Source organism: Pseudomonas sp. PS02303 (genome assembly GCF_029959925.1).
In the GTDB taxonomy this organism is placed as follows: domain Bacteria; phylum Pseudomonadota; class Gammaproteobacteria; order Pseudomonadales; family Pseudomonadaceae; genus Aquipseudomonas; species Aquipseudomonas mandelii.
Window position 1 is genome coordinate 1 of the sequence record NZ_JASCOM010000237.1, and the last position, 9,034, is coordinate 9,034.

Annotated in this window: 9 protein-coding genes and 1 pseudogene; 5 read left to right on the forward strand and 5 right to left on the reverse strand. The window is 60.2% G+C overall.

Annotation, left to right across the window (positions count from 1 at the left end; all coding sequences use genetic code 11):
• Positions 1 to 199: 199 nt before the first annotated feature.
• Positions 200 to 1,906 (reverse strand): amidase, encoded by a 1,707-nt coding sequence (locus QMX98_RS28685; RefSeq protein WP_282411746.1) that lies wholly within the window; start codon positions 1,904 to 1,906, stop codon positions 200 to 202.
• Between the two features lie 261 nt (positions 1,907 to 2,167).
• Between QMX98_RS28685 and QMX98_RS28690 the strand changes: the two genes are divergently transcribed.
• Positions 2,168 to 2,560 carry a GFA family protein gene (locus QMX98_RS28690; protein WP_010459086.1) on the forward strand — a complete coding sequence of 131 codons (393 nt, stop codon included), beginning with the start codon at positions 2,168 to 2,170 and terminating at the stop codon, positions 2,558 to 2,560.
• An 18-nt stretch (positions 2,561 to 2,578) separates the two neighbouring features.
• Here QMX98_RS28690 and phnE read toward each other — a convergent pair whose 3' ends face one another.
• Genes phnE through QMX98_RS28710 form a run of 4 tightly spaced genes read right to left on the reverse strand, consistent with a single transcriptional unit; the run spans position 2,579 to position 5,809 of the window.
• Complete coding sequence (phnE, locus tag QMX98_RS28695) at positions 2,579 to 3,346, reverse strand: phosphonate ABC transporter, permease protein PhnE (RefSeq protein WP_145310745.1); 768 nt, start codon at positions 3,344 to 3,346, stop codon at positions 2,579 to 2,581.
• Positions 3,343 to 4,170 (reverse strand): ABC transporter permease, encoded by an 828-nt coding sequence (locus QMX98_RS28700; RefSeq protein WP_077748803.1) that lies wholly within the window; start codon positions 4,168 to 4,170, stop codon positions 3,343 to 3,345. The genes phnE and QMX98_RS28700 overlap by 4 nt, the downstream gene beginning before the upstream one ends.
• The gene (locus QMX98_RS28705) at positions 4,164 to 4,961 is read right to left on the reverse strand and encodes an ATP-binding cassette domain-containing protein (RefSeq protein WP_077748804.1); all 798 of its coding nucleotides are present in this window, start codon (positions 4,959 to 4,961) and stop codon (positions 4,164 to 4,166) included. Before QMX98_RS28705 ends, QMX98_RS28700 begins: the two co-directional genes overlap by 7 nt.
• The gene (locus tag QMX98_RS28710) at positions 4,958 to 5,809 is read right to left on the reverse strand and encodes a putative selenate ABC transporter substrate-binding protein (protein WP_282411747.1); all 852 of its coding nucleotides are present in this window, start codon (positions 5,807 to 5,809) and stop codon (positions 4,958 to 4,960) included. The genes QMX98_RS28705 and QMX98_RS28710 overlap by 4 nt, the downstream gene beginning before the upstream one ends.
• A 645-nt stretch (positions 5,810 to 6,454) precedes the next feature.
• Between QMX98_RS28710 and QMX98_RS28715 the strand changes: the two genes are divergently transcribed.
• The 4 genes and pseudogenes from QMX98_RS28715 to QMX98_RS28730 all read left to right on the forward strand — a co-directional run bounded on the left by QMX98_RS28715 (position 6,455) and on the right by QMX98_RS28730 (position 8,950).
• A complete protein-coding gene (locus QMX98_RS28715) occupies positions 6,455 to 6,817 on the forward strand; it encodes a hypothetical protein (protein ID WP_282411748.1) in 363 nt (120 codons plus the stop codon).
• A 707-nt stretch (positions 6,818 to 7,524) separates the two neighbouring features.
• Positions 7,525 to 7,766 (forward strand): annotated as a pseudogene (locus QMX98_RS28720) (TolC family protein); the annotation flags it as partial.
• Positions 7,767 to 7,856: 90 nt separating this feature from the next.
• Positions 7,857 to 8,399: a redoxin domain-containing protein gene (locus QMX98_RS28725; protein ID WP_282411749.1), complete on the forward strand. Its 543-nt coding sequence runs from the start codon at positions 7,857 to 7,859 to the stop codon at positions 8,397 to 8,399.
• Positions 8,400 to 8,410: 11 nt separating this feature from the next.
• Complete coding sequence (locus QMX98_RS28730; protein ID WP_130908066.1) at positions 8,411 to 8,950, forward strand: DsbA family protein; 540 nt, start codon at positions 8,411 to 8,413, stop codon at positions 8,948 to 8,950.
• Positions 8,951 to 9,034 lie beyond the last annotated feature (84 nt).

Sequence of the window (9,034 nt, forward strand, 5' to 3'; positions counted from 1 at the left end):
GCTTGCTCCCGTTGGACTGCGCAGCAGGCCCTTTTTGGGGGCGCTTCGCGACCCAGCGGGAGCAAGCTCCCTCGCCACAGGGTTCTTGTTCGACTGGAGATTGTCTTGGATCAGTGAAGGTTTGAGTTTTGGAGTCCGGGTGAATTGATGACAAGGCGGGATTGGAGCCTGCACTGGCCCAATCCCGCGCGCAGCTATTTCAGCCCTGCAACGGCGGTGTCCGAGGCGGGATCATTCGTTTGCTGCCGGCCGACTCAAACGCCGAAGCAAAGCGCAGCAGCGCTGAGTCGTCATAGGCACGACCGGCAAAGGTCAGCCCGACCGGCATGCCGATGTCCGGCATGACGCCCATCGGCACCGTGACCGTCGGCACACCGAGGTGGCGGATGGCGAGGTTGCCGTTGGCGACCCACACACCGTTACTCCACGCGATGTCCGCCGACTGCGGATCGACATCGGCATTTGCCGGCCCGACGTCGGCCACTGTCGGGAATAGCACCGCATCGAGCTTCAGCCGGTCCATCCAGTCTTCAAGGTCGATTCGACGTGTTTCTTCAAGCCCGCGCAGGCCGTCCGGCAGCGTGGTGATCTGATCCCACGGCGTGATGCCACGCTCGGCCATCTTCACGTATTCGTCCATGCCGGCGGCAAGGTCGTCTTCGCGATTGGGCAGGGTGCCTGGGTCATGCGGGAAGATCAGCGGCCCGTCGACATCGGCCAGGCGATTCAGTTTCGGATCACCGTTGGCCCGCAGAAAATCATCGAACGCCCAGGCCGACAGGTCCCACAACTCATGGTGCAGGAACTCCTTGGACACCAGGCCGCGGGTGAACACGGTCGGTGCGCCCGGACGATCGCCTTCGCAATTCGATACCAGCGGGAAGTCGACTTCGACCACCTCGGCACCCGCGGCTTCGAGTGCCCGCCGGGCGTCTTCCCAAAGACCGATCACGCTAGGGCGGGTATTGATTTTCTGCCCCGTCGGGCCACCGATGCCCGGCGCCTCGCTGGTGCCCGCGTCAGGGTCCGCGTTGATGTACATGCGCGGCACGCCGAAGCGTTTTCCAGCGAGCGCATCGGTGGTCGCGGCCAGCCCGGCGTAGGACGCGGGGCGCACCGACGCGACGCTCGGTATCGGCACCCAGGGTTGCATTCGCCACAGATCGCCGCGTGTGTCCGGGTCTTGCGCCACCACCACGTCGAGCACTTCAAGCAGGTCGGCCATGGTTCGCGCGTAGGGCACAACCACGTCCATCGTCGGCGTCAGCGGCCAGTTGCCGCGCACCGAAATCACCCCGCGCGAAGGGGTATAGGCGCACAAGCCATTATTCGAGGCCGGACCGCGGCCGCTCGACCAGGTTTCTTCGGCAAGGCCGAAGGCCGCGAAACTGGCGGCGGTGGCCGTCCCGGCGCCGTTCGATGAGCCCGATGCGAAAGGCGCCGTCAGGTAGTCAGCGTTGTACGGGCTCTCGGCACGGCCATAGACCCCGCGCTGCATGCCGCCATTGGCCATCGGCGGCATGTTGGTCTTGCCCAGGCAGATGGCCCCAGCGGCGCGCAGCCGTTCGATGGTGAAGGCATCGCGATAGGCAATCAGGTTTTTGAAGGCCGGACTGCCAGAGGCTGCGGTGAGGCCTTTCACCAGATAACTGTCCTTGGCCGTGTAGGGAATGCCATCCAGCGGGCCGAGCGTTTCGCCCTTGGCCCGACGGGCATCGGACGCTTGCGCTTCGTTGAGCGCCTCGGGGTTGCGAACCACCACCGCGTTGAGCGCGGTTGGCGTGTCGGGGCCGTCGTAGGCGTCGATCCTGGCAAGGTAGGCCTGGACCAGCTCAACTGCCGTGGTCTGGCCTGACTCCAGCGCCGTACGCAATCGGGCAATGGACACTTCGGTGACTTCGATCATGCTGTTACCACTGACGGCTGATGGGGAAGGAGGTGGCGGTTGGCCTCTTGCCAGGTCTTGGGCTCAGGGGTATCACTTGTCTGAAAATGGGTGTTCATATCGATTTCTCGTTTCACGGCAATACACGACAGGGTCTGTACTTGAAACCTGGGCTGCCTATTTAGCACCAAGGAAGGCACGGAGGGAAACGGTGCAGCGGATTGTGCCGGTTACGACACCTTCTGTTCCATCCCGTCGTGTTTGATTCAGAGGAGATGCAACATGGACCGATTCACCGGTGGCTGCGTGTGCGGCAATGTTCGAATCGAGGCATCAGGACGGCCCTACCGGGTCGGCCTTTGCCACTGTCTCGATTGCCGCAAGCATCATGGGGCCCTTTTCAATGCCAGCGCGATCTTCCCTCAGGAGGCGGTGACGATCGAGGGCGAAACACGCGACTACGCCGGGCGGCATTTTTGTCCGCGCTGTGGATCGTCCGTTTTCGCACGCACCGCCGATGAAATCGAAGTGAACCTGGGGTCTCTCGATGCCCCTGATCAACTGACGCCAACCTACGAAAGCTGGATCGTGCGTCGCGAGTCCTGGTTGCCGGCGTTTGCGCTCATCAGGCACTACGAACACGACCGTGAGGGGACGGGGCGTTTGGAGGAGTAGGGCGTTCTGCGAAAGCAGTCAAGCCTTGACCCAGCGTTGACGGCTCCAACTGCTCAATGAATCGACGGCGATCACCAGTAGCAACATGGCCAGGATTACCGTGCTGGCTTGAGCTTCCTGGAACAGGCTGAGGCTGACATACAGCATTTGCCCCAAACCACCGGCGCCGACGAATCCGAGCACACTGGCCATGCGAATGTTGTTTTCCCAGCGGTACAGGATGTAGGCGAGAAGCTGCGGCAACAGGTTGGGCAGTGTGCCGTAACAGAACGCCGAGATGGCATTGCCGCCCTGCAGGCGGATGGCATCGGCCGGTTCGGGCGGGGTGTTTTCCAGTGCTTCGGCAAACAGCCGGCCGAGTACGCCGGTGGTGTGCAGGGCCAAGGCGAGGGTGCCTGCATTGGGGCCGAGTCCGGCGGCCAGCACCATCAGCGCCGCCCATACCAGTTCCGGGACCGCGCGCAAGGCATTGAGGACCAGGCGCGATGCACTCTGCAACGGCCAGCCGAAACGCCCGGCCGCGGGCAATGCCAACAGCAGCCCGAAGACCGCCGCGAGCAGGGTGCCCAGGGCGGACATGGCAATGGTTTCCAGCGCGCCGTGACCGATGGCTTGCAGATGACCCGCGCTCAGGTCCGGGCTCAGGAAACGCTGCACATAGGCAGCCATCTGCTTCAGGTTGCCGGCGCTGCCGAGTTCGCCGAGGTCGATGCCCAGGTAGATGAACGAGGCGACTGCCGCGGCGCCAATGCTCAGGAGCAGCACCAGGTTGATCAGGCGATTCATGTCAGCCTCCAGCGCAGCAGGCGGCTGAGTTGATCGGCGAGCAGCACCAGGACGAGGAACGTCAGTAATAAACTGGCCACTTCACCCCCGGCGAACATGCGTAGCGACAGATCCATTTGCTGACCCAGACCGCCGGCACCGACAAAGCCCATCACCACCGAGGCGCGGATCGCGCACTCCCAGCGGTACACCGTGTACGACAGCAGCTCCGCCGCGACATTGGGCAAAATCCCGTAGCAAAACGCCGCCAGTCGACCGCTGCCTGAACGCAGTAATGCATGGGCGGGTCGCTGATCGACCGACTCGAAAATTTCTGCGTAGACCTTGCCCAACATGCCGCTGTAGGTAATCGCAATAGCCAATACCCCGGCGGTCGGGCCGAGGCCGACGGCGCGCACGAACAGCAGGGCCCAGACTATTTCCGGCACGCTGCGCAGGAAAATCAACAAACCGCGTACCGGCCAACGCAGCAGTTGGCCGCCGAAGCTTGGGTGACCGGCACGGGATGCGGCCGACAGCGACAGGGCGCGACTGGCCAGCAGGCTGGCAGGGACGGCCAACAGCAACGCCAGGGCCATGCCGGCCGTGGCGATTGCCAGGGTCTGCAGAGTGGCTTGCAACAGCAGTTCGATGAACTCGGCGTCATGGGCCGGAGGCCAGAAGGCGGAAACAAACCGGCCCATCTCGCTCTGACTGTCACTCGCCACTAAAACGCCGAGGTCCAATTCGCTGAAGTGGATGCCCGGCCACAACAGGGCGATCGCCAACAGGGTGAGGAGCAAACGGGGCAGGGCGGCGGGATCGCGCGAGGCAGACGTCAGCATCGGGGAATCTGCACACTCAAGGACACTGGAGGCACCGGTGAGGTGTGCAACTGCTCATTGGCGTAGAGCGTGTCGAGCAGCTCGCGGTCGACGTCGCCGGCCGCAAGGTCGAACAGGATCTGCCCGTCACGCAGGCCGATGATCCGCGAAAAGTGCGCCAGGGCCAGCTCCACCGCATGCAGGCTGGCGATCAGGGTGACGTTGTGCTCCCGGGCGTGGCGGCAGAGCACCGAAAGCGTGTGTTCGGCCAGCACCGGGTCCATGGCAGAAACCGGCTCATCGGCCAGCAGCACCTCGGGCGCTTGATACAACACGCGGGCAATGCCCACGCGCTGTAGCTGGCCGCCGGACAGTTGCTGGCAGTGTGCGAACAGTTTATCGCCAAGGTCCAGCCTGGCCAGCGCCGCGCGGGCGCCCGGAATATCCAGAGGATGCATCAGGTTCAGCAGGCTCTTGCCCAGGCCCCACTGACCCAACTTTCCGGCCAGCACCGCGGTGACCACACGCTGGCGCGGTGGCAGGGGCGGCGATTGATGGATCAAACCGATGCGTGCGCGCAAACGCTGGCGCTGCCGGGCAGACAGCTGCCACGCTCGCTCGCCGAGCACCTGCAACTCGCCGTTGTCCGGTCGCAACGCGGTGGCCAGCAAGTTGAGCAGGCTCGACTTGCCAGCGCCGGACGGGCCGATGACGGCAACCTGCTCGCCTGCACCGATGTGCAGGTTCACCTCTCGCAATGCCTTGACGCCGTTGGCATGGGTCAGGCTGGCCTGGGTCAGACGCAAGGTCATTTCAGCAGGTCGGCAGCGCGTGCGGCTTCCTCGATGCCTTTGTAATTGTCTGGGCTGGTTTCGATGAACCGGCTGGCTGCCTGCAAATCGAGAATTTCCTTGTCCTTCGGGTTAGCCGGATCGAGTGCGAGGAAGGCCGCCTTGATCTTCGCCGCCAGCGTCGGGTCGAGGGTCCCGCGCACTGTCCAGTTGTAGTCGAAGTAGGCCGGGGTGGTCGCAAACACTTTGACTTTGGCGGTGTCGACCTTGCCGGCAGCGACCAGTTTTTCCCACACGCTGGCGTTCAGCACCCCGGCGTCCACCTTGCCGGCCTGGACCCAGGCGACGGTGGCGTCATGGGCGCCCGAGTAGCCGACGCGGCTGAAGTAGGTTTCTGGCTTGATGCCATCCTTGAGCATGAAATAGCGCGGCATGAGACTGCCCGACGTGGAGGACACCGAGCCGAACGCGAAGGTCTTGCCTTTCAGGTCGGCGAGGGATTTGACGTTCGGGTCGGCGGTGATGAATTTGCTGGTGAACTGGGCATCCTGTTCGCGCTGCACCAGCGGAATGGCATTACCGGTTTTCAGGCGTGCCTGCACAAACGTGAAGCCGCCCAGCCAGGCCAGGTCGATGCGGTCGGTGGCCAGCGCTTCGACCACGGCCGGATAGTCGCTCACCGGAACGAACTCAACCTTCATGCCCAGCTTTTGCTCCAGATAAACGCCCAGCGGCTTGAACTTGCGCAGCAGTTCAGTAGGGGCTTCATCGGGAATCGCGCTGACTTTCAAGGTGTCGGCGGCCTGCGCCAACAGGCTGCCAAATGTCAGGGTAAGGCCGACGGCCAATGCCAGGGTACGCTTGAGCATGGAAGCTCTCCGGTGAATAAACTGAAAAAATGATCGATGCGCCTGACGCTAGCTGAACTTGCTTGGCGCTTTGTGAGGGTAGACGAAGCGGGGGCATATTAACCGGTTTTGACCTAGTCAATATGTGTCGTGATGGACTGCACAACCATTGCTCGAACTGAACCTTGACCACGCTGTTGGCATTTAACCGGCATTTTAATCTCTGTCATTGGTTTCTGACGCAAACAGGCCTGCGTGTACGCTTTTGGGCGAGCGCTACGCGTCCCTGTTTTTTGAGTGCTTTAAACATGTTTTAGCGTGCGCGTTTAAAGACACTCGGCGTTACGTCCTAACGGCTACAACGCCTTGCGTCGTTGCCTACGCGTGCGCCAGAATCCGCCGGCTTGTGCGGCTTTTGGGGGGCTATATCGTTTCCCTGTCACTGAAAAACAGTGATCGGGTTTGGTAGCCCGCTTGTGACAGTCGCATGGCGACACCTTAGGCAGTCCCTTCTTTCGGACTCTGCTTTTATGGTGGGCATGCGTGGGGCTCCTTTGTGAGCGCCGGGTTTCCTGTCGCAACCGGTCTACCAACCCACGTATGGCCGCCACCCTCGTTTGGTAGCGAGAGTGATGGCTCCTTATATTTGTGACGGGAGCTTCATCTATGATCAAACCAACACCCAACCCACCGGACACCAATCCGGCATCCCCCTACGAATCCCTCGATTCCAGAAAACTCCACGAAGCCGCCGAACGCGCCCTCGACCACTACCTCAATCCGGGCGCCCACATCATGGCCAGCAACCACGAACCCGAACCCATGTTCCTCGCCAACCCGGCATACGACACCGAGTCCCTGCTGGACAACGCCAGCGAATCACTGGGCTCGGCCACTACTATGCTCAGCAATTTTGCGGCGTTATTGGATAACTCACATCGCAAGACGCTGTTGGGGATTACCCAAGTGGTGATGTTGGGGGAGTTGGCGGTGAATCAGGCGTTGGATAAGGTTGAGGTGAAAGAGTAAGAGTGAACCCTCTGTGACGGTGGGTTAACCCGTCGTCACAGAGGGGAGGTGACTGCATCAGAATCAAAGGTCCGAACCGGGGGGCATTCGGTTATGAAAGATTTGCACGAAGTTGCCCAGCCTATTGCCCAGGTGTGTTCGTCCCTCTTCCTTCCCGTTCGAAGAACCGTTGCACTGGCGGGATGAGCGGGGCCGCATCGACCCCTGACGCGAGGCCCCTGCAAAAAGTAACGACGAATTTGCCTCGACACATCCTGCGCTTTGGGTCGACTGCGGCTTTTCGTGACTGACTGCAGTCGGCCAAAAGCGGTCAGTGACAATATTCGCAAAGGCTACCGCTCAGCTTCCCGAAGACCGATCTCGACTATTCGTTAAGTACAGCACCATCGCTGCACGAGCCGCATCTTTGATTGCTGCTCCGCGCAGTGCTGCAATGGGGTCACGTTATCCGTATAGGATGTTGATCCATGCGAGTGAACCCCCAATCACTCCCGACGCGACGTTTGTCCAGAGCATTTCCCATATCAACCTTCATTCTGTCGACCTGAAGGCGGTTTCAGTGTCTGCCTCTGGTCGACTTCTGCTTGTCGTAACGGGCAGCAGTTGTCGTCCAGAAAGCAGATGTAGATTTGTCTGAAGTGGCGAAATAGCTGCCAAAATCATCGTGTTAAAACGCCGCCTGAAATGGCAGCAAGATAAGCGCGTGAGTGTTGTTGGCACTGGAGGGTACCGAAAATTCGCTCAGCTACTACGGTAAGCGTCATCAACGACTATAGTCATTGGTGAGCCAGAGCGAATCCGACCATTCCCCTGCCAACCTGGCCTCAATCCAATGCCGCGAACGCACGGCAGATTTCCTCGTGCTTATTGATGCGGAATGTGAACGTCTTGCTGCCGAAAACACTCAGGCTCAGGCTCAGGCTGAGATCGAGGCATCGTCGCGTTTTAAGAATTCCTTGATGGTGGATGGAGTTATCCGCCGGGCAAGTCGTATCCCGCTGAGCCCCCCCCCAACCATCCATCTATCAAGGCTCAAGCAATGAACATTTCAGAATTCGATGATGCAAAAGAAACGACTGACGACCTGATTCAGGGTCCGCTGCCGGCCGGCACTGTCGCGCCCGACTTCACTCTTCACGCAACCCCTGACCAGCAGCTGTCGCTATACGAGCTAAGGGGAAATCCCGTGATACTGGCGTTTTATCCCGCTGACTGGAGTTCGGTTTGTGGCGACCAACTGACCTTGTACAACCAGTTGCTACCCACATTCAAAGAATACGGTGCGACGCTACTGGGTATCTCGGTTGACAGCGCCTGGTGTCATCAGGCCTTTGCCAAAGATCGAAATTTCCACTTCAGCCTGCTGGCCGATTTCGAGCCCAAAGGGGCGGTGGCACGACAGTATGGAGCGTACGAGTCCCAGCTCGGAGTTTGTAAGAGGGCACTGTTCGTGATTGACAAGGAGGGGGTGGTCGCCTGGAGCTACGTCTCACCAATGGCAATCAACCCTGGGGCGGACGGCATTCTGGATGCGCTGGATGCTCTGGCGAATTCGCCACAAAGCACGCCAACCAAAAATTAACAGGTGATTACATGGCCACTCTCAAAGTCCCGGTAAGTGCCAACGACCATCGCCAGGGAAGTGCGCATGCCAAGGTCACCTTGGTGGAATTTGGCGACTATGAATGTCCCTATTGCGGTGAAGCGTATTGGATGGTCAAGAATCTGCAACAGCATTTTCGCGATGATTTGCTGTTCGTGTTCCGTAACTTTCCTCTGACCACAGCTCACCCGCATGCGCTGGGTGCAGCGGTCACCGCGGAGTATGCCGGGAGTCGAGGGTTCTTCTGGGAGGCTCACGACGAATTGTATGAAAATCAGGATCGATTGGGTCTGCCGCTGTATCGCGCCATTGTTCTAAAACACGGCCTTTCCAGCGAGGAACTCGACGTTGCCATGCGAGAGGACACTTACATCCCCAAAATACAATCCGACTTCAATGGCGGTGTACGCAGCGGCGTGAACGGTACTCCGGCGTTTTACTTTGACGGGCTTCGCTATGACGGGCTCCCAGAGTTCAACGAGATGAGTCAGCTGATTGAGCTTCTGTTAGTGCGCGGACGAAATCGCTAGATAGCCACATCGGCCTGGCATCACCCACACCAGAGCCGAGGGCAAACCAGCGTTAGCTTCCTTCTACATTAAAGAGGTGTACAC

What these genes read in the sequence shown, in the direction of transcription:
- QMX98_RS28685 (WP_282411746.1), bottom strand. Translation starts at nt 1,906, where the DNA reads ATGATCGAAGTCACCGAAGTGTCCATTGCCCGATTGCGTACGGCGCTG.
- QMX98_RS28690 (WP_010459086.1), top strand. Translation starts at nt 2,168, where the DNA reads ATGGACCGATTCACCGGTGGCTGCGTGTGCGGCAATGTTCGAATCGAG.
- phnE (WP_145310745.1), bottom strand. Translation starts at nt 3,346, where the DNA reads ATGAATCGCCTGATCAACCTGGTGCTGCTCCTGAGCATTGGCGCCGCG.
- QMX98_RS28700 (WP_077748803.1), bottom strand. Translation starts at nt 4,170, where the DNA reads ATGCTGACGTCTGCCTCGCGCGATCCCGCCGCCCTGCCCCGTTTGCTC.
- QMX98_RS28705 (WP_077748804.1), bottom strand. Translation starts at nt 4,961, where the DNA reads ATGACCTTGCGTCTGACCCAGGCCAGCCTGACCCATGCCAACGGCGTC.
- QMX98_RS28710 (WP_282411747.1), bottom strand. Translation starts at nt 5,809, where the DNA reads ATGCTCAAGCGTACCCTGGCATTGGCCGTCGGCCTTACCCTGACATTT.
- QMX98_RS28715 (WP_282411748.1), top strand. Translation starts at nt 6,455, where the DNA reads ATGATCAAACCAACACCCAACCCACCGGACACCAATCCGGCATCCCCC.
- QMX98_RS28725 (WP_282411749.1), top strand. Translation starts at nt 7,857, where the DNA reads ATGAACATTTCAGAATTCGATGATGCAAAAGAAACGACTGACGACCTG.
- QMX98_RS28730 (WP_130908066.1), top strand. Translation starts at nt 8,411, where the DNA reads ATGGCCACTCTCAAAGTCCCGGTAAGTGCCAACGACCATCGCCAGGGA.